The organism is Brevibacterium aurantiacum (assembly GCF_003932995.1).
Taxonomy (GTDB): Bacteria; Actinomycetota; Actinomycetes; order Actinomycetales; family Brevibacteriaceae; genus Brevibacterium; species Brevibacterium aurantiacum.
In genome coordinates this window covers 110,444-134,270 of the sequence record NZ_CP025333.1, presented here as the reverse complement: position 1 = coordinate 134,270, position 23,827 = coordinate 110,444, and the positions used below count along the sequence as shown (strand labels likewise).

18 protein-coding genes and 1 pseudogene are annotated in these 23,827 nt (G+C 65.1%); 7 read left to right on the top strand and 12 right to left on the bottom strand.

What is annotated here, in order from left to right:
• Positions 1–14: 14 nt before the first annotated feature.
• On the bottom strand, positions 15–1,232 hold the full coding sequence (locus CXR25_RS00600) for a sarcosine oxidase subunit beta family protein (protein WP_069599173.1): 1,218 nt from the start codon (positions 1,230–1,232) through the stop codon (positions 15–17).
• A 106-nt stretch (positions 1,233–1,338) separates the two neighbouring features.
• On the opposite strand from CXR25_RS00600, the gene CXR25_RS00595 reads away from it, so the two are divergent.
• A complete protein-coding gene (locus tag CXR25_RS00595) occupies positions 1,339–2,001 on the top strand; it encodes a GntR family transcriptional regulator (RefSeq protein ID WP_009883818.1) in 663 nt (220 codons plus the stop codon).
• A 132-nt stretch (positions 2,002–2,133) separates the two neighbouring features.
• Here CXR25_RS00595 and CXR25_RS19100 read toward each other — a convergent pair whose 3' ends face one another.
• From CXR25_RS19100 to CXR25_RS00580, 3 genes are read right to left on the bottom strand one after another with little or no spacing between them, the layout of a single operon-like run.
• Positions 2,134–4,674 carry a cytochrome b/b6 domain-containing protein gene (locus CXR25_RS19100; protein ID WP_101582810.1) on the bottom strand — a complete coding sequence of 847 codons (2,541 nt, stop codon included), beginning with the start codon at positions 4,672–4,674 and terminating at the stop codon, positions 2,134–2,136.
• Between the two features lies 1 nt (position 4,675).
• Positions 4,676–5,653, bottom strand: a complete 978-nt coding sequence (locus CXR25_RS00585) for an electron transfer flavoprotein subunit alpha/FixB family protein (RefSeq protein WP_101582812.1) — start codon at positions 5,651–5,653, stop codon at positions 4,676–4,678.
• Positions 5,654–5,664: 11 nt separating this feature from the next.
• Positions 5,665–6,441 (bottom strand): electron transfer flavoprotein subunit beta/FixA family protein, encoded by a 777-nt coding sequence (locus tag CXR25_RS00580; RefSeq protein WP_101639318.1) that lies wholly within the window; start codon positions 6,439–6,441, stop codon positions 5,665–5,667.
• A 296-nt stretch (positions 6,442–6,737) separates the two neighbouring features.
• Here CXR25_RS00580 and CXR25_RS00575 point away from each other — a divergent pair, with 296 nt between their 5' ends.
• Entirely contained in the window at positions 6,738–7,316 is a 579-nt protein-coding gene (locus tag CXR25_RS00575) for an Lrp/AsnC family transcriptional regulator (RefSeq protein WP_226829549.1), read from the top strand.
• Between the two features lie 10 nt (positions 7,317–7,326).
• Here the strand turns inward: CXR25_RS00575 and CXR25_RS00570 are convergent, their stop codons facing one another.
• The 4 genes from CXR25_RS00570 to CXR25_RS00555 form a co-directional block, all read right to left on the bottom strand.
• A complete protein-coding gene (locus CXR25_RS00570; RefSeq protein ID WP_069599171.1) occupies positions 7,327–8,340 on the bottom strand; it encodes an ABC transporter substrate-binding protein in 1,014 nt (337 codons plus the stop codon).
• A gap of 69 nt (positions 8,341–8,409) precedes the next feature.
• The gene (locus CXR25_RS00565) at positions 8,410–10,302 is read right to left on the bottom strand and encodes a siderophore-interacting protein (protein ID WP_069599170.1); all 1,893 of its coding nucleotides are present in this window, start codon (positions 10,300–10,302) and stop codon (positions 8,410–8,412) included.
• A gap of 222 nt (positions 10,303–10,524) precedes the next feature.
• Positions 10,525–12,483: a hypothetical protein gene (locus CXR25_RS00560; RefSeq protein WP_125240275.1), complete on the bottom strand. Its 1,959-nt coding sequence runs from the start codon at positions 12,481–12,483 to the stop codon at positions 10,525–10,527.
• Between the two features lie 165 nt (positions 12,484–12,648).
• Positions 12,649–13,281, bottom strand: a complete 633-nt coding sequence (locus CXR25_RS00555) for a TetR/AcrR family transcriptional regulator (RefSeq protein ID WP_240513582.1) — start codon at positions 13,279–13,281, stop codon at positions 12,649–12,651.
• 109 nt (positions 13,282–13,390) lie between these two features.
• Between CXR25_RS00555 and CXR25_RS00550 the strand changes: the two genes are divergently transcribed.
• Entirely contained in the window at positions 13,391–13,906 is a 516-nt protein-coding gene (locus CXR25_RS00550; protein WP_114385045.1) for a YqeB family protein, read from the top strand.
• Positions 13,907–14,279: 373 nt separating this feature from the next.
• On the opposite strand, the pseudogene CXR25_RS00545 reads toward CXR25_RS00550, so the two are convergent.
• Both CXR25_RS00545 and CXR25_RS00540 read right to left on the bottom strand, forming a co-directional pair.
• Positions 14,280–15,604: pseudogene (locus CXR25_RS00545) on the bottom strand (ISL3-like element ISPfr2 family transposase).
• 631 nt (positions 15,605–16,235) lie between these two features.
• Positions 16,236–16,547 carry a putative quinol monooxygenase gene (locus CXR25_RS00540; RefSeq protein ID WP_114385024.1) on the bottom strand — a complete coding sequence of 104 codons (312 nt, stop codon included), beginning with the start codon at positions 16,545–16,547 and terminating at the stop codon, positions 16,236–16,238.
• A gap of 107 nt (positions 16,548–16,654) precedes the next feature.
• Here CXR25_RS00540 and CXR25_RS00535 point away from each other — a divergent pair, with 107 nt between their 5' ends.
• A complete protein-coding gene (locus CXR25_RS00535; protein WP_114385025.1) occupies positions 16,655–17,596 on the top strand; it encodes a GlxA family transcriptional regulator in 942 nt (313 codons plus the stop codon).
• Positions 17,597–18,132: 536 nt separating this feature from the next.
• Here the strand turns inward: CXR25_RS00535 and CXR25_RS00525 are convergent.
• Together CXR25_RS00525 and CXR25_RS00520 are read right to left on the bottom strand one after the other, a co-directional pair.
• Positions 18,133–18,693: a hypothetical protein gene (locus CXR25_RS00525; protein WP_114385027.1), complete on the bottom strand. Its 561-nt coding sequence runs from the start codon at positions 18,691–18,693 to the stop codon at positions 18,133–18,135.
• Positions 18,694–19,351: 658 nt separating this feature from the next.
• Complete coding sequence (locus CXR25_RS00520; protein ID WP_069599165.1) at positions 19,352–19,669, bottom strand: hypothetical protein; 318 nt, start codon at positions 19,667–19,669, stop codon at positions 19,352–19,354.
• Between the two features lie 397 nt (positions 19,670–20,066).
• On the opposite strand from CXR25_RS00520, the gene pdhA reads away from it, so the two are divergent.
• The 3 genes from pdhA to CXR25_RS00505 are packed head-to-tail and all read left to right on the top strand — an operon-like array spanning position 20,067 to position 23,796.
• Positions 20,067–21,173: a pyruvate dehydrogenase (acetyl-transferring) E1 component subunit alpha gene (gene pdhA / locus CXR25_RS00515; protein WP_009884984.1), complete on the top strand. Its 1,107-nt coding sequence runs from the start codon at positions 20,067–20,069 to the stop codon at positions 21,171–21,173.
• Entirely contained in the window at positions 21,170–22,252 is a 1,083-nt protein-coding gene (locus CXR25_RS00510) for an alpha-ketoacid dehydrogenase subunit beta (protein ID WP_009884983.1), read from the top strand. The genes pdhA and CXR25_RS00510 overlap by 4 nt, the downstream gene beginning before the upstream one ends.
• Positions 22,252–23,796, top strand: a complete 1,545-nt coding sequence (locus CXR25_RS00505; protein ID WP_125187579.1) for a dihydrolipoamide acetyltransferase family protein — start codon at positions 22,252–22,254, stop codon at positions 23,794–23,796. The genes CXR25_RS00510 and CXR25_RS00505 overlap by 1 nt, the downstream gene beginning before the upstream one ends.
• Positions 23,797–23,827 lie beyond the last annotated feature (31 nt).

Below are 23,827 nucleotides of genomic sequence, written 5' to 3'. Positions count from 1 at the left end.
GGTCTCGGGTTCGCTCAGTGCGCCACGGCTGCGGCGCCGTGCTCGTCGATGAGGTGACCGGTTTCGAACCGGTCGAGGGCGTAGGGGGCATTGAGCGGGTGGGGTTCGTCATTGGCGATGGTGTGGGCGAAGGTCAGTCCGGCCGCGGGTGTGCCCTTGAAGCCGCCCGTGCCCCAACCGCAGTTAGCGTAGAGACCCTGGACCTCGGTCTTCGACACGATCGGTGAGGCATCGAGGGTGACGTCGACGATGCCGCCCCAGGTGCGCAGCACATGGGCACGGGCGAAGATCGGGAACAGTTCGACAGCGGCGGCCAGCTGTTCTTCGATGACGTGGAAGCCGCCTCGTTGGCCGTAGCCGTTGTAGGAGTCGACGCCGGCGCCCATGACGAGTTCGCCCTTGTGCGCCTGGGAGACGTAGACGTGGACGTGGTTGGACATGACGACGGTCGGGTGCACGGGTTCGAAGAGCTCGGACACGAGTGCCTGGAGTGGGTGGGACTGGATCGGCAGGCGGATGCCGGCCATGTCTGCCAGCACCGAGGAGTCTCCGGCCACGCACATGGCGACCTTCTCGGTGGCGATGCTGCCGCGGGTGGTTTCGACGCCGATGACCTTGTCGCCGATGCGTTCGATCCCGGTGACCTCGCAGTTCTGGATGATGTCGACGCCCATCTCATCGCACTTGCGGGCGAAGGCCCAGGCGACGTGATCGTGCTTGGCGATGCCGGCTCGCGGCTGATAGGTCGCGCCCATCACCGGGTAGCGCAGGTCGTCGCCGATGTTGATGATCGGGCAGACTTCCTTGACCTGTTTGGGGTCGAGCCATTCGGCGTCGATGCCGTTGAGGGCATTCGCGTTGACGCGGCGTTGGGATTCGCGCACGTCCTGGAGTGTGTGGGCGAGGTTGAGGACCCCGCGCTGGGAGAACAGGAAGTCGTAGTCGAGTTCTTCCGGCAGCTGCTCCCAGAGTTTGAGCGACTTCTCGTAGATCGCCGCGGACTCGTCCCAGAGGTAGTTCGACCGGATGATGGTCGTGTTGCGGGCCATGTTCCCGCCGGCCAGCCAACCGCGCTCGAGGATGGCGATGTTGGTCATGCCATGGTTCTTGGCCAGGTAGTACGCGGTGGCGAGTCCGTGTCCGCCGCCACCGATAATGACGGCTTCGTAGGACTTCTTCGGCTCCGGATTGCGCCACAGGAAGTCGGGATGCTCGGGGAGCTGGTCGGCCATGCGATCTCCTTCGACCGTTTGATCATCAACTAATATATCAGGTGTGTTCCTGTAGTCTATGACGAGGAAAAGCAAATGCGCAATAGGAATTCTCGGGAGTGTGGAAATGGATTCGACGGCTGACGCAGTGTCGCAGAAGATGTCCCTGGCCGCGCGTGCCTACGAGATCCTGCGCCACCGCCTCATCATGCTCGACATCGCTCCCGGCGACCCCATCAACGAGGCAGCTCTGAGCGCCGAGCTCGACGTCGGACGGACGCCTATCAGGGAGGCGCTCAAGCGCCTGGAGAGCGACCACCTCGTCGTCTCCTACCCGCGCCGGGGCACGTTCGCGAGCAACGTCGATCTCAAGGATCTATCCACGATCTCCGAGATGCGTGAGGTTCTCGAGCCCATCGCCGCCCGCAAGGCCGCCCGCAACATCACCCCCGAGCGCCGACGAGCCTTCGAAGCCACGATCGCCGACCTGCGGGAGCTGAAGGAGACCGACGAACCGCGCGCTCTCATGGAGCGCGACCTCGAGGTCCACCGCCTCATCTACTCCTCGGTGGACAACCCCCACCTCATGGAGACTCTCGTGCGCCTCGACGATCTGGCGACTCGGATCTGGTGCCTCGTCATCCCCCGCATTCCCGACCTCATCGGCCATATCCGCGAGCACATCGATCTGCTCGAAGCGATCCTCGAAGGCAAGGAGTCAGCGGTCGAGGCACACGCGGCCGAACACGTCCGCGACTTCGACACGACCCTGCGCGCCGCCCTGCGCTGAGGGGGCTCGCACCGCAGAAGGACACGACGAAGCCCCCGCAGAATCAGTTGATTCTGCGGGGGCTTCGTTAATTAGGCAACGGCACCAGCTTCGGACTCGAGGCCCAGCGGCCAGGCGCCGACGAGTTGAGGCCTAGCGGCTCGACACCCGTCCGAACGCGTTCGCGATCGGGGCCAGCAGCAGCGGCCTGGCGGCGAACCAACCGGCCACGACCACGACCATCGCGATGAGGAACCAGACGAGTCCGGCCCAACCGAGCATCTCGGTACCCGCGAACATGTAGCCGAGGTTGTGCCGCAGTCCGGTCGTGAACACGAGGAACACGTGGACGAGGATGAAGAACACGAAGAACAGCATCGTCGGGAAGTGGATCGCCCGCGCCAGCGGCGCCGGGTAGATCTTGTTCAGCGTCGTGGCGTTCTTCGGCCACCATTCGCTCATCCGCACACCCGTGATCGCGGCCAGCGGGGCGGCGATGAACACGATGATGAAGTACATCAGCTGCTGGAGAGCGTTGTAGTTGACCCATGCATCTTCCATCGGCCATTCCATCGTTCCGTACTGCAGCGCCGCCGACAGCGCGTTGGGGAACACTTCCCAACTGGTCGGCACGATGCGCGCCCAGTGCCCGGAGACGAAGAGCAGCACGACGAAGACCACACCATTGGCCAGCCACAGCAGATCGAGGCTCGTGTGCAGCCAGAGGTTGATGCTGATCTTCTTCCCACCCTTCTTCGGGGTGTAGAACGCCGGCGGCTTCTGCTGGTGACGCACCTGCAGACCCGAACGGATGATGAGCACCATGAAGAAGATGTTGAGGAAGTGCGTCCACCGCACCCAGCCCGGGAAACCGGGATCGACGAATTCCGGGATGTGGTATTCGCCCGGGTAGCGCTCGAGGAACTCCGGCACACCCGGCAGTGTCGTGACACCACGAGCGGCGAGGATGAGGATCCCGGCCACGACGATGAGTCCGCCGAGTCCCAGCCCGACGAGTTTGGACCACTGTCCCAGCGACTTCGAACCGATCATGACCGGTTCCTTCTTCACTGCGGGCTTCGCCGAGGCAGTGCTGCCCGAACCGGACGATGTGGCCTTCGCAGCCGGTGCCGTCTTCGCAGCCGGCTTGTCCGCGGTGCGTGCGGCAGCCTTGTCGTCGGCCTTCGCGGCGGGCTTGGCCATCGGTTTGCGCTGAGCGGGCTTGTCCGCCGCCTTCGCCGCAGGCTTGGCCATCGGCTTGCGCTGAGCGGGCTTCTTCTCGGCTCCGTCGGAGGACTTGTCCGACGCCGCGGCGGCTCCCGCTGCCACAGCACCTGCACCGGCAGCGGCTCCCGCACCGGCGGCTCCCGCACCGGCACCGACACCACCGATTCCGGCGCGTCGACCCTGGGGCTTCTTCTCACCGGATCCGTCAGCGGCGGCCGGCGTCGCACTCTGCTTCGCCTCGGCCGTCGATTGTGCATCCTCGGCAGGATTGCCGGCCTCGGCAGATGCGGCATCGGTCGACGTGGTCTCAGCGGCCTTGTCCTCGGTCGGAGCCGAAACGGCAGCCGAGCCTGCGGCAGGTTTCGCAGCGTGTGCAGGTGCGAACCCTTCCGGCGGCCAGGGGTCTCCCCCGGCAGTGCGGGGAAGTCCGCGACGCAGCGGAACATCGGAAAGCTCTCCGGAGCCCGAGCGGCCAGCAGCAGCTGCGGCCACACCGGCACCGGCAGCACCCGTGCCAGCAGCACCCGCGCCAGCAGCGGCGGCCGCGGGAGCAGCGGATGTCGATTCAGACGTGGAATCGGCTGACGTATCAGTCGAGGCGGCTTCGGCGGAATCGGGCTGAGCCGCAGATTCGTCCGCTGTGCTCTCGACAGGAGCGGATACAGCCGCTGCCGGAGCAGCACCGGCGGCCGAGCCACCTGCAGCCTTGACCCCGGCGGGCGCGAAGCCTTCCGGCGGCCAGGGGTCTCCGCCCTCAACGCGCGGCAGACCACGGCGCAACGGAACCTCGTCGGAGGGAGCAGATTCAGGGGCGGCAACGGCAGCGCCAGCCGCAGCTCCGACACCGGCCGTTGCAGCGGCGGCAGCCGGGGCAGCCGAGGACTCTTCGTCCGACTCGACGGACGCCGCGTCCTCGGTCGAATCCTCGACAGGAGCGTCGTCTTCGACCGCAGGCTCTGCGGAAGCAGGCGCTTCGGCTGACGCGGCGGGCGCGGCAGACGCACCGGTGGCCTTCACCCCGGCAGGAGCGAGACCTTCCGGGGGCCAGGGTTCTCCACCTTCGACGCGCGGCAGTCCCCGGCGCAGCGGAACTTCGGCCGCAGGAGCGGCTTCAGCAGGAGAGACATCGGCTGCATCGTCGTCATCGCCCGCCGTCGCAGCAGCGGCCGCACCGCCAGCAATTCCGGCAGCGCCGGTGCCCGCCGCAACAGCAGCACCGGTCGACGAATCCTCGGCGGATTCCTCGACCGAGTCATCGACGGTCCCCGTCGATTCCTCAGCCTCGGTCACATCGGACTCGGCCGCCTCGGCGGGGGAACCTTCATCCAGTTCCTCCGTCTCGGCAGTCTTCGGCAGCCATGACGCGCCCTCTTCCAAGGGTTCACCGATGGTGCCCTCCGGGGGCCAGGGGTCTCCGCCTTCGACCCGTGGCAGACCCGAGCGCAGCGAACTGGAATAGGTTGCCATATCAGGACTTGTTCTCGTTCAGTGATTCGATGGCCTGGGGAACGACCTTGAACAGGTCGCCGACGACGCCGAAATCGGCGATGTCGAAGATCGGGGCTTCGGCGTCCTTGTTGACCGCGACGATGGTCTTCGAGGTCTGCATGCCGGCCTTGTGCTGAATCGCGCCGGAGATGCCGAGAGCCACATAGAGCTGCGGGGACACCGACACACCGGTCTGGCCGACCTGGTGCGACTGGGCGATGTAACCGGCGTCAACGGCCGCACGGGAGGCACCGACGGCAGCGCCGAGGGTGTCGGCGAATTCGCCGACGAGCTCGAAGGACTCCTCCGAACCGACGCCGCGACCACCGGAGACGACCTTCTGCGCGCCGCGCAGCTCGGGACGCGAGGAGGTTTCGACAACAGCTTCGAACGAATCGATCGCAGCCGAGCGCTTACCGGAATCGGCAACCTCGAGGGCCTGCGTGTTCGCGGCCTGTGCCTCGGCGCGGGCTTCGATCGAGCCCAGACGCACGGTGACGATGGGCGCGCCGAAGGTCGGGGCCGACGAGGCGGTGTAGCCGCCGCCGTAAACGGAGTGGTTGGCCACAATGCCCTCGGAGTCGCGTTCGAGTCCGGTGGCGTCGACGGACACGGACGATCCGCTGCGCACAGCGTAGCGACCGGCGATGTCGCGACCGTCGAGAGTGTTGGGCACGAGCACGACGTCGGGAGCGGTGAGCTCCGCGGCTGCGGCGACGGCGTCGACGGCCGCGGTGCCGAGGTTGCCCTCGGCGGCTGCGGCGGTCAGGGTTGCCACGGCGCCGAGTTCGGCGGCCTTCTCGGCAGCGGCGTCGGCGCTGCCGGCGGCGAGCACGAGGGCGACGGGCGAGCCGATCTCAGCGGCTCCGCCGAGCAGTTCGGCGGCCGGCTTCTCCAGCTGGCCTTCGGCATCGGCGGTGAGGACGACGAGAATGGAGTCCTGCGGGAATTCTGACATGACGATTCTCCTTAGGCCAGACGGTTCTTGGTGAGGTATTCGGCGAGTTCGGCTCCGCCATTGCCTTCGTCGACGACCTTCTCGCCGGCTTCGCGCGGCGGCTTCTCGGCGACGGTGACCATGATCGAGCGGGCCACGGACAGGTCCTCGGCATCGATGTCGAGATCGGACAGGCTGATGACCTCGAAGGGCTTCTTCTTCGCCGCCATGATGCCCTTGAAGTTCGGGAATCGGGCTTCGGGAAGCGCCTCGGTGATGGAGATGACGGCGGGCAGTTCGGCCGAGACCTGCTGCTTGCCGCTTTCGACCGCGCGGGTGCCGGAGACCTTGCCGTCGCCCAGTTCGACGGTCGTCAGGCCGGTCACGTGCGGGTAGTCGAGGTGCTCGGCGAGCATCGCCGGCATCATGCCGCCGTTGCCGTCGGTGGAGACGTTGCCGGTCACGACGAGGTCGAACTCACCGCGGCGCAGAGCGGCGGCGAGCACCTCGGCGGTCAGGCCCAGATCCGCACCGGCCAAGCCTTCATCGGCCACGTGCACGGCATTGTCGGCACCCATGGCCAGACCCTTGCGGATCGTCGCAGTCGCGGTATCGGGCGCCATGGAGATGACGGTCACCTCGGTGTCGCCGTCGGAGTCCTTCTGCGTCAGGGCGACCTCGAGGGCACGCTCACCGATCTCATCGAGGACGGCTTCCGAGGCGCCGCGATCGGCGAGCCCGGTTTCCAAGTTCAACTTGCGGTCGCCGTACGTATCCGGGACCTCTTTGACCAACACCGCGATCTTCAAGGATGACTCCTTAGGTTCGTGAAGCAGTTCCAGCTGCGTGAGACTTTCGTCTCATAATCTACAGGTGGCTGATTTCCGTCCGTTGACCGGGTCCGGGTTGGAACCGATCATGTCCATCACCCATGGTACGTGGTAAGCACCACAGATATCTCCGTAACTGTACGAACGATCGACAGAATTTGTCCAGTGCGCCGGACTCCGCAACCATGCGGACTTTCCTCGCCGAGGCGGTCCCCCTGTCATCGACGACGGGACCTCGACGCAGGGCCATCCCCTCGCCGAGGCGGGGCCCTAGAATGGGAAGGAGACCGACCATTCCTCCCGGTGCCCATCGCCGCCTCTCCGCGCGTGTGCATCAGGGCAGGTTGAACGCAGAGGTCGCAGGCAAGACGCAGACATCAACGGTGAAGGAGCGCCCCGTGGCATTCGACCTCGACGACATCGACCGCAGCATCATCGCCGCCCTCGTCGAGGACTCGCGCCTGAGCGTGCGCCAGCTGGCCGAACGTGTCCACATCTCCCGCTCCGCCGCACATAAGCGCTTCACCACCCTCATCGAATCGGGTGCGATCAGAAAATTCACCGCCGAGGTGGACCGCGAGGCTCTCGGCATGACCGTGACCGCGGTCGTCGTCGTCAAGATCGGCGAGCGCCCCTGGCCGCAGGTCCGCGATGACCTGGCAGCCCTTCCCTTCGTCGAGAAGGTCCAAGCCGTCAGCGGGGACATTGACGCCCTGGTGACGGTCAATGCCCCGGATAACACTGCGCTGTCGCAGGTAATCCTGCGCCGCATCCACGAAGTCCCGGGCGTCGTGTCCTCCCGCTCGCTCCTCATCCTCGATGAGGCCGAGGGCCACAGGCCGGGCGCCGGCTGAGTAGTGCGGCTCAGTCCTTCTGGTATTCGGTGATGGCTTTCTCGGCAAGGTCGAGACCGTAATCCGCGTCGGCGTATCCGGCGATTGTGGCTTTGCCGATCGGATAGACGTGTCCGGCCCGGACAGCCGGGAGGTCTTTGAACACAGCGGAGTCCATGAGCGCCTTCGTCAACGAGTCATAGTCGCCGCGCAGGTCCGAGTTGACGAAGATGATGTCGGCATCGGACAGACTGCGGTCGAGGACTTCCAGCGAGATCTGAGCTTCGGGCTCGACGGTCCCTGACTTATTGCCTCCCTGTTCGGCCTTGCCGTACTTCTTCACCATGGCGTCCTCGTCGGCCGACCAATCGAACCCGAGTGGGAACAGAATCGTGCCGAGCATGTTCTCACTGCCCCACAGATATGCCGAGTTCTCCTCGAAGGAGGACACCACTCCGATCGTGGTGCCCTCGGTGACCTCGGAATGCTTTTCGCCGAGCTGCTTCTGCCGAGCCGTGAATTCTCTGTCGAGTTCGTCGAGCTGATCGGTCTTGTTGACGGCGTCTGCGACTTCCCCAACACGCTGCTGCCAATTCGCGCGGTCTCCGCCGCGCAGGGTGAACTGGTAGACGGGTGCGATCTCCTCGAGCTGCTCGATCATCTCCGGTTCGAAGATGTTCGGGGACAGGATGAGGTCGGGTTCGGCCTCGGCGAGCTTCTCGAGGTCCGGCTCCTGCTGACTGACTGTGGGGATCCCCTCGAGTTCATCGAGCCACACCTCGGGCACGGCCGGATCCTGGTACTCGCCCTGCGCCACGGGAGGCGCGTCAAGATCCATGAGGGTCTCGGTGGCGGCGTAGTGCAGTGTCGCGACGGCCTTCGGAGCCGCGGGCACTTCGACCTCCGCGCCGGTCGCATCGGTGACGGTGCGCGTCTCGGAGGCAGTGCCCGGGTTCGCTTCCTCACTGCCGCCTGCGCATCCGGCGAGGAGAGCGAGGCCGGTGGCTCCGGCGATGGCAGCAGCGGTCAGGCGCGTCAATGTCATACGTTTGTCCTTATTCTTCTTTGATCTGGTGAACGTCCGGGTGAGGCGGCCGGGCCCCGGAGAGGCAGTTCAGGAGCGTGCGGCGATCACGGCCGATCGGAACCGGCCGAACCCCCATCCGATGTCTCTCACCTGCACGTGCGCGGCTCCGAGCCTGTGCAGATCCGTGACGAGCTCGCCGCTGGTCAGCGACGGATTCCCGGTGGTGGCCAGGACCGTGATGAGCTCTTCGGCCTGATGGTCATCGGTCTCGGCATCGTCGGTGAAGGGTTCGACGATCACTACTGTCCGGCTCGCGGCGAACATCCGGTCCAACAACGAGGTCACCTCTGTCCGCGATCGCCCCGTCAATCCGGCGATCACGAGGGTGCAGTCGACGTCCGGCCAGGGTCGTCGACCGGACAGGCCCTGTGCGCCGGGAGTGTGGATCGTCCGCCCCGAATGCGAGGCCTTCCTCGTCAAGGCGGCGGCCGCCTCGGCGTCGACATCACCGACGACGGCGAGGCTCTCGGCCGATGCCACGGGTTCGAGGTCGAGGATGAGATCGAGGACATACTGCAGGTGGTCGAGGCTGCGTCGCCGGTGGGCGGAGTCGAGTTCGGAATCGGCGTCGCGCTGGGCATGCCAGGTGGGAGCCTGAATCGTCGAGGCGCGGGAGGAGCGGGAGGCGAACCCGCCTCTGAGCACATCGATGAGGTCGACGAGGGAGAAAAGGTCGAGCAGCGCCGCATCGCTCAGGTCAAGTCCGTCGGAGGCACCGTCGCCTGTGAGGACCGCTCCGGTCGGGGTGTTGCGGTAGTTCTCCTCCTCACGCGCAAGGAGCCCGAGGGAGCACATAGCCGTCAGCACCGGGCGCACACGGTCGGTGTCGAGGCCGAGTTCGGCGGCGATCGCCTCGGCGGTGGCGACTCCGCCAGCGATGAGGTCGTTGATGCCGAGGGTGACGGCCGTCCGGGTGATGATCGCGGGGAGCAGTTCGGTCATTTCGTGGACCTGGTGGAGGACCTCGAGAGTTCCGTCCGGTTCGGCGCTGCCCTCGCTGCCGGCTGCTGCAGAAGGGGCCGAATCATCGGCCGGGGCGTACTCGGCCCCAGACCCCTCGAGCGTGGCCTCGGGCGTGGAGGCGACTGCCGCACTGGGCGCGGCGGGACGAGTCGGCATCTTCCGCCAGTAGCCGACGACCTCGACGTCCTCTTTGGGAAGGCCGATCTCCCGGCGCAGGTAGCGGCGGATGGGGGCGATGGTCAGCGTCTCGCCCGCGCACCAGGCGAAAGTGCGTCCTTCGGGCAGATCGAGATTCTTCACAGCGTCGAACATCAGGCGCGATTCGCCCGGTGCGGTGGATCCGCGGATGAGCCAGTCGATTTCGACATCGGCTTCGGTGGGGATGTCTTGAATGTCGTCGGAGGTGGGTACTTCGATGATGATGTGACCGCGGGTGCCAACAGGTGCCTCTTCGAGCCAGCGCCCGACAGCGGGCAGCGCCGTCTCGTCGGCAACGAGGAGGTGGAAATCGATGTCGTCGGCCAGCCCGGCGCAGGTCTTCGGTCCGGCGAAGCTGATCCGATCACCGACCGCGACGCCGAAAGCCCAGTCAGAGGCCAGTCCGGAGTCATGGCGCACGATGTCGATGCTGAAGGAGTTCGTCTCGTGGTCGACGCTGCGAACAGTGTAGTCGCGGGCACGGTTGAGCGCTTCCCGATTCCAGTTGAAGCGGAACTCCTCCTGCTCGCCGATATCGAGGGATGAGCCGTCGGGCGGGGGAATGACGAGTTTCACGTGATCGTCGAAACCCTCGGAGCGGAATGCAGGCCGTGCAGCCTCGCCGACCCCACCGGCCGCCAATTGATCGCCTGCCACTGTCAGGCGTCGCATGTTCGGGGTGATGTCGACGATGCCGGTGACTTCCACTTCTCGCAGGATGATCGGCAACACCTGCAGAGGCCTGGAAGTACGCGGCATGTATTCAGCTCCGAGGGTTCTTGACGTATGAAACAGCGAGAAACAGAGAAGCCGGACCCACAACTTCAAGCAGGTGTGTCAACTGCCTTAGGCAAGACCGATGTTCCCTATATCTCATAGGTGAGCCTAACCTGGGATCGCAGCAGGTGCAACCACTTATTTTCAACACCGACCAGAGACCGCCACCTCAGTTCGCTCCGACACCCCTGGTCTCGCCTCGTCTTATTCGCGCGGTCCCGACAGCAGCATGAGCGCGGCACCGGCGACGATGCGCTTGTACACCGGCTCGACAGACAGCGTGTCTCCGCCGGCTGTGAGGAGCCCGAACTCGGTGAGTTCCTGCAGCTCGTCTGCCAAGAGCGTGGAGAGTCGCTCGGCGCGCACCTCGCCGAGGTCGAGGTCGGGGCGTTCGGGTGCCGAGTCAGGAGTGAGGATCTCGATGAGGCGTTGGGCGATCGTGATCGCCGGGGCGCCGTAGTCCTCTCCGGGAACGAGGTTGATCACGTCGAGCAGCCGCTCGTAGATGAAGGCGCCGATGACCGGCAGTGCGGTATCCGCGCTCACCTCACCCTTCTTCCACTCGTCGGCGGCGCTTCCCGGGCGGACCTTGGTGCCGGTGATCTCGGTGATCTCAGCACTCTGCATCACGGCCCACATTGCTTCGAGGACGGGCACCTCATCGGCGCTGCGCGCATAGTTCACGCCGTCTTCGTACCGGGCGTTCGACGCAACCCCGACGGCGTCGATGCCGAACTTTTCGGCCGCCTCGGCGATATCGGCCCGCTTCACCCGTCCCGTACCGGTCAACGGGAGGGAGTCGCCGATCCATTCGAGAATGCCGGCCACACCTGAAACGAGGCGGTTGTCCGACAACGGCTGCGCGAGCTGCTCCTCACTCAGGGCATTGGCTTCGACTGCGGCCATCAGGGCCGAGGGCAGCGGGTCGGTGCGCATGCTCGCGGCCTCGGCTCGGGCGCGGGCGGCGTTCCAGCGTTCGGGGTTCTCGTCGGTGTCCATGCGGAAGCGGAGATAGTTGTCGAGAGCTTCGAGGCTGTCGAGGAAGATCACCGTCGACGGCGATTCGCCATCGGTCTTCTCGGCCTCCTCCTGTCCGTCGACTGCGAAGCTTTCAAGGACGTCGAGGAGGTCGTCGATTCCCTCCGGTTCGTCGATATCTGCGCGGGAGGACACGGCGATGCAGAACAGGAGGTGGGCGATGTCGAAGACCTCTGAGTCCTCGTCGACGTCGTCGTAGGTCTCGGCCAGCCAGTCGCGGAAGCGCTGATAGAGCGGCATCTCGTAGACGGTCTTCTCGACCGCGTCCATTCGTTCGTCGACGCTCTGCGGGTCGGCGTGGGGATTCGCCTGTGCGCTCGCCTCGGCGCTCGATCCGCCGAGCCACTCAGGCAGGTCCTGTTCTGCGGCAGGGCCGTCCTGGACGTCCTGGTCGTCCTGGTCGTCCTGGAACACTCGGTCGGTGGAACCGTAGGTGCCCGCAACCGGTTCCGGATAGCCGTCGAGCGGCATGAGCTCGTCGACGAATTGCTGCTCCGAGACCTTGTTTCGTTTGGCCAACCGCGCGACCGCGGCGGCTACGGCGAGCATGGAGCCCTCGAGGACTGGACGTCCGCTGTTGCTGGCGATGAGGCGATCGAGGCTGTCGACGACGCGGCCCTTATGTGCCAGGGCCAGGATGTCGCGGGCCACGGCACGGGACTTCTTCGCCGACCACTTCGGTGCCATCACTCCGCCGAGCTTCGGTCCGTGCACGTCGTCGGTGAACCATTCGTCGAGGAGGTCCATCGCTGCCCCGGTCACCTGCGCGACGCTCGGGTTGAAGTCCTGGGGGTCAGAGGGCAGGGAGGCCACAACAGCCTCGGCGGTTTTGATGTCGCCTTCGGCAAAGGTCACGGAGAACGACCGCAGCTTCCCCAGAGCCAGTCCGCGGTGGGCACCGACCGGGGTGAACAGGCGGCGGTTGTATTCCTCCTGCGCCTTCTCCATGGCTGCGTGGAATTCGGCCTCGGTGAAGTCCGCATTCGGATCGTCGATGTCGACGCCTTCGGCCTTGAGGAACGGTGCCAGCTCCCGCATCATCCCGTCGCCCATGCCGGGGCTATGGCTGATACTGCCGCCCGTTGCCATTCCGTGGAATTCGGGACCGTCGAAGAAAGTAGACACGCATTGCTCCTGCCGAGGATGAACTGAAGCAATAACGGTAACAAGTCCAGACTCGTCCGCCATACAACTGCCCCGGCATGGCCCCGCGGCTTCGCCGAGATCACATTTCGGGAGTCGGCGGTACCGCACACAGCTCTGTGGGCCCGGCCGGTTCTCAAGCCCTGGTCAGCGCTCAGCCCCTGACGAGGCGAGGGTCTTCCGCACCGCCCTGATGGTCAGCTCGAGAGACTGGGCGCGCGCGGTCGGATCGTCGACGCCGACGCTCACGCTGTAGAGGTGTCCGGAGCCGATGGTGAGGTAGACGAACGCCGCCGCCCATCCGATGGGCACGCCTTCATCGATGGAACCGTCCGCCTGCCCTTTCGCGATGACGGCCTCGAGGGGATCATCCTCGGCATCCGCAGATTCAGCGCACGTGCTGGACTCAGCGCCTGACCGGGACTCGGCGGCCGCCTCGGCGAAGGATTCATCGGTGATGATCGGGTTGTCGGCGAAGAGCAGGGTGAGCACATCGGGCAGAGTGAACAGCTCCGCACAGATCCGCTCGAGCGCAGCCAGCCCGGTCCCTTCGCCGGGACGGGCCTTCATGACCGCCTCACCGAATCGCCGGGCACCGAGCAGGGCCGCCGCACCGACGAGCGCCTCCCGATCACCGAAATGTCGGTAAAGAGTGGTGCGACCGACGCCGATCGACTGTGAAAGTTCGATCATCGACGCCTGCGGGTTCGCGGCAAGGTGGGTCAGTGCCTCGCTGACCAGCGCCTCTCGGCCCAATCGACGCATTCCCTGCACCGGCACAACCCCTCCCTGACTCTGCGAACGATACAGAGCAGTCTACTTGTGGAACAGCGTTGTTCCACTTTGGTATCATTGAGTACCGACAATGCCTTCGAGGATCGAGCACGTGATGGATCAGCCCCAGCAGAAGATCGACTTCGCAACCCAGCAGCCCCACGCCCCCGCGACGTTCGCGCTCAGTCGGAGCGACGTCGTCGTCATCGGCCTCGTCTGCATCGGCATCGGGGTGGCGCTCGGCTTCTTCCTTCCAGCCCTCGGCTCGATTGCCGCGACTTTCCCCATCCCTTTCGGTGACGTCATCGAGAAGCTCAGCCGCTTCGACCAGGCGTGGGTCGTCATCGCCCGACCGATCATCGGCGGGTTGCTCGGACTCATCGCCGCCTTCTTCATCGCCGCATCGACGACTCCCCTGGTTGTCGATGAACACGGAATCACCATCGGCCGAGACGACGACCACCCGCTGCGCATCTCCCGCGCCTCGTTCTCGACCGCGTACTTCACCGACGGCAAGCTCGTCGTCGTCACCGAGGGCGGGCACCAGGCCTTCAAAGGAGATGTCGAAGGCAAAAAGACCGCGATTGCCGAGGCCTTCACCTCCCGCGGATATCGCTGGGGCGAGATCTGAGGGCCGCGGCGCCGAAGGTGGGGACGGCGTACATCGCCCCGCTCGGAGAGGACTTCTCACCGAGAGCTGATGCGATCGACGGGAGGAAGTAATCCAGAAGTGACGAGCTGGCGAGGGCGATATCGATAAGGCTTTTCAACGTCCTCGATGCCAACCCTGCGGTCGTCGTCCACAACCGCGACAACGAAGAATGCCGAGCCAAGCCGACACCGCCGCTCTCTCGTCGGCACGAATGAGAATCGGCCCCGAAATATAGTTCTCCGAGGCCGATTAACAATGTGGGAACGCAGGCAACCACGCGGCAAAAACGCAATCTCTCATACGCGTCCACATGCTTGCTAGACGCAACGTCCCGGTTTCAGACTTATCCGGCTCATCCCAATCGGGGGTGTAGGAGTTGGGGTCTGAAGCCGCCGGTCTCGAGCAGGCTTCGGGCGATGTAGTTGGTCAGGTTGCGGAACCCGAGTGCGGAGCCGCGCAGGTGTTCGAGCCGTCCGTTGAGCGCCTCGGTCGGCCCGTTGCTGGTGCCGGGTCGTTCGAAGTAGGCGAGCACGTCAGTGGCTCGCTTCTTCAGGGTCCGGCCCAGGGCGGTGAGCTCGGTGAGCACCTTGGGGACGCCGGCGCTGAGGTCGGTGATCAGCTTCTCCATGAGCTCGCGGCCACGTTGCCGGTCCTCGTGGCGATAGGCGGCGATCATGCGCTGGTAGACACCCCAGGTCGCCTCGACCTCGACGTGAGCGTCATCAACGAACAGCGCGCGTAGCCTGTCGCTCTGCTTGTCGGTGAGCAGGTCCGCGCCGGTATGCAGCGTGCGCCGCGACTTGTAGAGCGGGTCGTCCCTGAACCCACGGTGCCCGTGGATCGCGAGTTGGACCCGGCGCCGGCACCTGTCGAGGGCGTCACCGGCCAGGCGCACGACGTGGAAGGGATCCATCACCGTGACTGCGTCCGGGATCTCCTCTGCAGCGGCGGTCTTGAACCCGGTGAAGCCGTCCATCGCCACCACCTCGACCGCGTCACGGAAGGCGTCGTCGCGGTCGGCGAGCCAGGTCTTGAACGCCGCCTTCGACCGGCCCTCGACCATGTCCAGCAGCCTTGCTGGGCCGGCGCCATCGCGGACCGGGTGAGGTCGATGATCACGGTGACGTACTTGTCGCCACGCCTGGTGTGGCGCCAGACGTGCTCATCGACGCCAATGACCTTCACGCCCTCAAACCGCGTGGGGTCGTTGATCAGCAGCCGCTTGCCTTCAGCCAGGACCGCGTTGGTGGCGGTGTCCCACGCGACCCCGAGTCCCTCGGCGACACGGGCGACGGTGAGGTGTGCGACCACGATCCCTTCCAGCGCCCACCGCAGACCGGTGCGCGAGAGCTTCGCGCGTGGCTCCGCCGCGGCGCTGGTGTCTCGGCGCCACACGTGTCCACAGTCGGCACAGCGGTAGCGGCGCACTACAACTTCCAGCACGGTCGGTCGCCAGCCCAGCGGCTCGTGGGCCAACCGCCGGATCACGGTGTCACGAGCAGCGCCTTCGCTGCCGCACCGTCGGCACCACTGATCTGGTTCCACCACGCGGCACGCGAGGACCGCACGATCCGGTTCAAGTCGTTGTCCGGTCACGCTCAGACCGAGGCCGTCGAGTCGAGCGAAGGCGGTCAGGTCAAGGCGGCCGAAGCCGGCCGGCGGGGTAGCGTCGGACACGTCGAGGTCTTTCGGATGGATGGCGTAGGAACCTCCGTCGTCGCGAGACCTCGACGTCTATCTGCGGACCGCCGCGCCCGGCCGACCTACACCCTCATCTGAGAAGCCCCCTGAAACGTCTTCGACGACGACGGGACCGGCGAGGAGGAGGGCGCGGTGAGCTAAAGGAATGGAGCTTGCTCGGCTTCGACGCCGCCGCAAGCTCCGGTGAAACGATCGGTACTGGTCGGTCGTCGTCGGTCACCACCGGATGGCGGCGTCCCCCACGCTCGGCGTTTGCGCAGGTCAGCGGTTCGTTCGCCCAGTGGGCGCATCAAGCGATAGACGCAAAGCCGACGTGATTAGGTCGTCGGTTCGATTCCGACAGGCGGCTCCGGCGAACAGCCCCTGACCTGCGGAAACGCAGGGCAGGGGCTGTTCGGTTCTGGTGGTCGCGCGATGCGCTGGCCTCACAGCTCTGCCCGACACCGACGTCGCTCTCCTCTGCGACGGACCCTCGCCGGCTGAGCGCTCGCGGCCGGCATCCTGTCCGTGTGCCGATAGGCCTCGCGCCGCTCGGCAACGCAGCGTGGCGTTGCGTCGCGACCTGGCGACGGATCGGCGGGGCGCGATCGTCTCGTGCGTTGGCGGACTACGGGAGCTTGGACGCGAGGACGTCGGCCGCCAGGATCTCGGGTGCTGCGCCGAGGAGGTGCTGGTTGGCCATCAGGGCTGCGACGATGGCGCCGTTGGCGTGGGCGTCGCGAGCGGCCTCGTCGTGGAATGCATCGAAGATCCAGAAGGTGTCGGCGTGGGTCCTGACCGCGAACCAGACAATCGTTCCTACTTCTTCGTTGGCGAGTGCGACAGCGCCGGCGAGCAGATCGGCGACCGCGTCGTGCTGTCCATCGGCCGCGACGATCTTGGCGACGAAGGCATACGGAAGTGATGCGGGTGTTGACATGAGGGACTCTCCTTGAAGTCGTGATTCTTCGTGTGACGAGTTCAGCATATGACGAGCGAGGGCCGGTGGGTAGTGGCGTATACGGCAGTATTGCTATTGTTTACGTCATGCGTATCGGACTGATCGCGATCGACGGCTGCTTCGGTTCGGCTATCGCGTCGATCATCGACATCGTGCGGGTAGCCGACGGAGCCCGCGGTGATGTCGACCCGCGGATCGACCCGATCGAACTCGCCATCCTCGGACCGAAACGGCGAGTGACCACGACGGCATCGATGACCCTGTCGGTGGACCACCCGCTGTCGGAGTCCGCAGAGTTCGACGTGGTCGTCGTCCCTGCGCTTGGAACCCTTACGGCCGCCGCTACCCACGACGCCCTCCAGAGCCGAGATGCTCGTTCGGTCATCGCCTCACTCGGGCGCCTCGACGAGGCGACCACCCGGATCGCCGCGGCGTGCACCGGCGTGTTCGCTGTCGCCGAGACCGGACGGATGCATCATCGGCGGGCGACGACCAGCTGGTTCCTGGGGCCGGAGTTCCTGAAGCGCTATCCGACAGTCGCCCTCGATCTCGACACCATGGTCGTGGTCGACGGGAACCTCGTCACCGCCGGCGCCGCGTTCGCCCACATCGACCTCGCGCTCTCACTCGTGCGATCGATCAGCCCCGACCTGGCCCAACACGTCGCCAAGCTCCTCATCATCGACGAGCGCCCGTCGCAGGCGGCCTTCGTCGCCTACGAACATCTCCGGCACGAGGACCCGATCGTCGTCGAGTTCGAACGCTTCGTGCGCGCCCGCCTGGACGAACCGTTCAACGTCGCCTTCGTCGCGCAGTCGCTCGGCACCAGCCGGCGCACCCTCGAACGACGAGTCCGTGCGGCGCTCAACCTCACTCCGCTCGGCTTCGTCCAACGGCTTCGCATCGAGCGAGCTCGGCACCTCTCAGCAACCACGGACCTCACCTCCGCCGAGATCGCGCTACGGGTCGGCTACGCGAACGCCGAGACTCTGCGCTCCCTCCTGCGTAGGGAGCGACGCCGTTCCTGACCTATCGCCATGCCTGTAGCCGGTGTGCTAGTACTCGACTGGAACCAGCTCTCAGCACGTCGCGTCGACGCTCCTGCGTCGCCCCTGGACGACCCACTCGACACGCCCGCAGCATAGGCCATGTGACGTGTCCCGGCTTCCCGGACGGTCGGGGTTGGGTGGCTGTGATGTCGCTGCGTTCTCGTCGAGAGGATCAGCAGACCCGATCAGAGTCGATTGGGATAAGACGCGAAGGCGGTCAGGTCAGGGCGGCCGAAGCCGGCCGGCGGGGTAGCGTCGGACACGTCGAGGTCTTTCGGATGGATGGCGTAGGAACCTCCGTCGTCGCGAGACCTCGACGTCTATCTGCGGACCGCCGCGCCCGGCCGACCTACACCCTCATCTGAGAAGAGCCACTTATCCGCGAACCAGGGCAGAGACCCCGAAAGCATCTAGCGCTGAGGACGTTCCCAAATACAACGCGCATAATTCGATGCCGAAAGCTGAATAGTCCATGGCTTCAGCTGTGTTTAGTGTGACAGTTGCGTTTCTTTCTTTTACTGCCGTTTTAGCCCAGTCACTGTAACGGCTTTCGTCAGTTGCACGGCCCGGTTCTTCGGGTGCCAGCCCTGCCACTTTCCTCCATATCGAACTGCACCCTGCTTATTGCCGGTGTGGAACCACTTGATGCTCTTCCACTTCCCGGACAGAGAGCCAGTTCCTTTGAACCCGTAGTAATTAGAGCCCCTCATACAGAAATATCCGCTCGCCGCCGAACACCCAGGGCCGACAATTGATATCTTGTGGGCCGAGATTGTGGTTTCCAGTTTTGCTGCGACGATCTTCCCGTTGTCAGGATCGACCACTACAGTTGCCGGAGCTCCCGACTCGTCAATCTCTTTGACCTTGTCAGGGTCGGTGGTCGCACCGGGTACAAGCTCCAGCGGGTCTGCTTCGGCACCGTCTTCCAGTAGCGAATCAACTCGAGCGTCTTCATCTGCAGGCGAAGACTCTACCGGCTGGATGTCTTCACTCAACACTGCCGATGCTGGTCCCGCGGCGAACGTTGAACCGGCGACCAGGGCAAGCCCACCAACAATTGAGACAAGCTTCTTCATAATTATCCGTTCTATCCAGTGTGGCCGGAGTCCAATCATCGTATTCGACTCGACCCATCTATGTTCGTTCCCTATCTGCGTGTCTGAAGTATTGACACTTGGGGCATAGTCAGCTCTGCAGCTGGCCTTGATCCCCTTTTTGTTTAGTCTTCCGAATCTGGCTCGCTACCAGTCTTCCCACCAGCATTCCCACTACAATCCCGACCCATCCGATTACGACCGTCGCTGAGTTGAACTGTGCTCTGCCCAGCGGGATAACCATGTACTGGACAAGTTCGACAGCAAGCGACAGTAACGCCGCAATGGAAGCGGCCCCGACAATGTGGCGGAACCGAAGGAACAGTCCACTAGCTACCCCTAATGGCGCAAAAAGCAGCAGGTTCATCGACTGCCAATTGACCGAGAATAGCGCCCCTGGGGCCGGGAACGACCACGCCCAGACTCGGGTCGTCGTCAAACCATCGTTCAATCCCGGCGCGTGCCCTGACGGTGTCACTGTCGCAGCGATCACAACGGACACGCTCGCCATCCAGAAGAACACGATTACTGGATGCTCTCGAAGCCGTCGGCCAACAGGCTTTGCGATTACTGCTGCAACGATCGCACCAACTGCCGCGACCGGAAGTGCGTAGGGCAGTGCAGTTAGATATCTAAGCATTTACAGTCCTGTACAGAACGTCGTTCTCGTGTAGTAGTTCTTGCCCGAAATCGTGTCTTTCATCAGAGCACGAGCGCATGGCCGTTTGCTGCTCAACGACGCAGAGCCCGAGAACGTCGCTGTCTTTGTTTGCTTCGACTTCATCTTGTAGGTTCCGGACCACGACACCGGGCCTTGAGCTCCGCCCTTCTTGTTGACCGCCTGGAATCCGAACTTAACCGAAACCCCCGAACCTTTCGTCTTCTTGTACGTGACTTTGGCCTTCGAGACACGGTTGCCATTGGAGTAGACCTGGGCGTTGAGAGAGCCGTTCTGCACGTCGTTATATCCCGCGTTATACCAGGTGTAGCTTGCTGCTTCAGCGTTGGTTGAAACCCCCCAGCGTCAGGGCCGCTGCCGCTACCCCTGCAATGAGCATCTTCTTCACATGATTCCTCTCTGCTGGAACTCCGGTAGTCCTCAGCCGGTATAGAGGTTATGTTCATACTCGGCCTCCGCACATCCCCCAAAAAGACGAAATTGCACAAGAAATGTTGATCTACTGCGCTGGACTTGCACGCACGGCTGTGTGAAAGAGCCCTCACCGTCCAGCCAAACGTCCACTCGACCTGCCGGAACCGGCCCCTTCGTCCCGAGTTCGCGACACGTTTGGCCGCCCGTCCTCACTTGCACCTAAGCCATGGAATCGTGACTCGGCTCACGCCACCATGGGGCCATGACCATTGACGTTCCCACCACAGGCCGCTCACTGCCCCAGCTGCAGCCGATCAGCTTCATCGGCGCAGATGGCCGGCTCACCGACACTCCGACCGAAGGGCTGCGGATCCCCAGCGATGCCGCCCTCACCGGTCTCTACCGGCAGATGGTCCTCGTCCGCCGGTTCGAAGCGCAGGTCACGCATCTGACCCGGCAGGGTCGACTTGCGACCTACCCCTCCGCGGCAGGACAGGAAGCCGCCGAGGTGGGGGCCACCACCGCGCTGGCCCCGAACGACTGGCTCTTCCCCACCTACCGCGACTCGGCAGCGCTGCTGACCCGCGGAGTGCCCGTCGCCGAGATCCTCGCCGCCTTCCGCGGGGACTGGCACTGCGGTTTCGACCCGCGTGAGTATCACGCCTCACCTGCGGCGACACCGCTGGCAACGCAGACTCTGCATGCCACCGGATTCGCGATGGCCGCGAAGCTCAAAGGCGAGGATGCAGCGACTCTGACCTTCCTCGGCGACGGCGCCAGCAGCGAAGGCGACACCCACGAGGCCTTCAACTTCGCCTCCGTGTGGCAGACCCCGACGGTCTTCGTGCTGCAGAACAACCAGTACGCGATCTCCACTCCCCTGCGGGAGCAGACGAACGCGACGATGCTCGCCGATCGCGCCGCCGGATACGGAATGCCGGGCCTGCGCGTCGACGGCAATGATGTCGCTGCCGTGTTCGCCGCCGTCGCCGCGGCACTCGAGCGCGGTCGGAATGGGGACGGTCCGACCCTCATCGAGTGCCTCACCTACCGGATGGAGTCGCACACGAACTCCGACGATCCGACGAAGTATCGCGACTCCGAAGAGGTCGAGCACTGGAAGCAGTTCGATCCCATCGACCGTCTCGAGAAGTATCTGCGAACGACCGGTGCCCTCGACGATTCGACGGTCGCAGAGGTCGCCGAGGCGGCTGAGACCCTGGCCGCGTCCGTGCGCGATGCGATGAACCAAGAGGCCGAGGTCGACCCGCGCGAACTCTTCGCCCACGTCTATGCGACCCCGCGCACGGCCCTTGCCGAACAGCAGCAGGTCCTCGAAGCCGAACTCGCCGCGGCAGGCCACGCATGAGCGTCGAAACAGGCACCGACCCGACGTCCGATCCGACCGCGGTGAACGACGAAACAGCACCGGCCGCCTCGGCGAGCACCGAACCGGCGACAATGGCCGCACCGTCATCGGTGACGATGACGAAGGCCCTCAACCAGGCGCTGCGCGATTCTCTGGCCGACGACGACACTGTGCTCGTCTTCGGTGAGGATGTCGGCCGCCTCGGCGGGGTCTTCCGCGTCACCGAAGGACTGAGGGCCGAATTCGGGTCGAACCGGGTCTGGGATTCCCCGCTTGCGGAGTCGGGCATCATCGGCACCGCAATCGGCATGGCGATGAACGGCATGCGCCCGGTGGTCGAGATGCAGTTCGACGCCTACGCCTACCCCGCGTTCGAGCAGATCGTGTCCCATGTGGCGAAGATGCGGAACCGGACGAAAGGCCGGGTCAGCCTGCCGATCACGATCCGGATTCCCTATGCCGGCGACATCGGCGGAGTCGAACACCACTCGGACTCGTCCGAGGCCTATTGGACGTCGACGCCGGGTCTGACCGTCGTCACGCCGTCGAATCCGGCCGATGCGTATTCGCTGCTGCGCGAGTCGATCGCCTCCGATGATCCGGTCGTGTTCATGGAGCCGAAGTCGCGGTACTGGATGAAGGAGACCCTGTCTCTGCCGGTGACGACGGCGCCGATGAATCGGGCCCAGGTCATCCGCGAGGGCACCGACGTCACCCTGCTCGCCTATGGTCCGACGGTGCGGACGGCGCTCGATTCCGCCGAGGCCGGGGCCGAGCACGGACTGTCCATCGAGGTCATCGACCTGCGCACGCTGTCGCCGTTCGATGATGAGACGGTGTCCGAGTCCGTGCGCAAGACCTCGCGCGCGGCGATCATCCACGAGGCCGCGCAGTTCGGCGGATACGGCGCCGAGGTGGCCGCCCGCCTCACCGAGCGCAACTTCACCCACCTGTCGGCCCCGATCCTGAGGGTCGCTGGATTCGATGTGCCGTATCCGTCGCCGAAGCTTGAGGAGTTCTATTTGCCCACCGTCGAACGCGTGCTCGATGCGCTCGAGTCCTGGGATTGGGAGCTGTGATGAGTGCTGATCTGAATACGGGCACGCGCGAGTTCATCCTTCCCGACCTCGGCGAAGGCCTCACCGAGGCGGAGCTGATCTCCTGGAAGGTCGAGATCGGGGACGAGGTCCACGTCGATCAGATGGTCGTCGAGGTCGAGTCCGCGAAGTCCGTCGTCGAACTCCCCTGCCCGTACGCCGGGCGGATCGTCAGCCTTCACGCGAACGCCGGGGACACCGTCAGCGCAGGTCAGCCCTTGCTCTCCGTCGCCGAGGCGAGCGCCGAGGCGAGCGCTGAGGCAGGCGCTGAGGCAGGCGCTGAGGCGGGCGCGGGCGCCGGGCCTGTGGACGGCGGCGAAACTGGTGCCGGCGAATCGAGCGGCGCGAACCTCATCGGCTACGGTACATCGGAGCCGAAGACCCGGTCGACGAAGAAGCGCTCGTTCGGCGGCAAGCACACGGCCGGGCCTGGTGCGGCCGAATTTGGTGCGGCATCCACTCCGAGCCCGGCTGAAGCGCCCGCTGTTCCGACCGTCACCCCGGACGCCCCATCGCAGCCGCCGGCAGAGACGTCGACCTCCACCGATGAGTCATCGACGGAGGCAAGCGAGCGCGTCTCCCCCGTCTCTTCCCCACTTGTGCGCAAGCTCGCGAAGGACCACGGCATCAGCGCCAAACACATGCCCGGCACGGGTCCGGGTGGGGTCGTGACCAGGGCCGATGTCCTCGCCGCGATCGAGTCGGGCACGGCTGCGAACGTCGAAGCGGCGAGCGCTCACGTCCCCGCGGGGACGTCACCAGCCGGCGAACCTCAGTCGACCACGCAACGCAGCGCCACCTCGGTGGGGGCACCTTCGCCTGTCGGGCGGGCCGACCGCGATACCCGCACCCCGATCACGGGGCTGCGGAAGGTCGTGTCCGAACGTCTCACGAAGTCGCGGCAGGAGATCCCCGAGGCGACGATCTGGCTCGATGTCGACGCCACCGAGCTGCTGGGCACGAAGCGCGCGCTCGAGGCGCGCACGGGTGAGAAGTATTCGCTGCTGTCCCTCGTCGCCCGCTTCGTCGTGGCCGGGTTGAAGAAGTACCCGATCATCAATTCTTCGATCGACACGGCCGCCGGCGAGATCGTCACCCACGGCGACATCAACCTCGGCTTGGCCGCGCAGACCCCGCGCGGGCTCATGGTTCCCGTTGTCCACGGGGCCGGCGAGATGAGTCTGAGGCAGATGCGCGACTCCGTGTCCGAGACCGTCGGGAAGGCCGCCTCGGGCAAGTTCGATCCGTCCGAGCTCTCCGGCGGCACGTTCACGCTGAACAACTACGGGGTGTTCGGCGTCGACGGTTCGGCCCCGATCATCAATCTCCCCGAGGTGGCCATGCTCGGTCTCGGTCGGATCAAGGACCGCCCGTGGGTTGTCGACGGCGAGCTCACGGTACGCAAAGTGATGTACCTGTCGTTCGTCTTCGACCACCGGGCGTGCGACGGTCAGGAGCCGAGCGAGTTCCTCACCTTCGTCGCCGACTGCATCGAGAACCCGATCTCGCTGCTGCCCGAGCTCTGACGAGCGCTCTCGATCAACTCGAAGCTCGAAA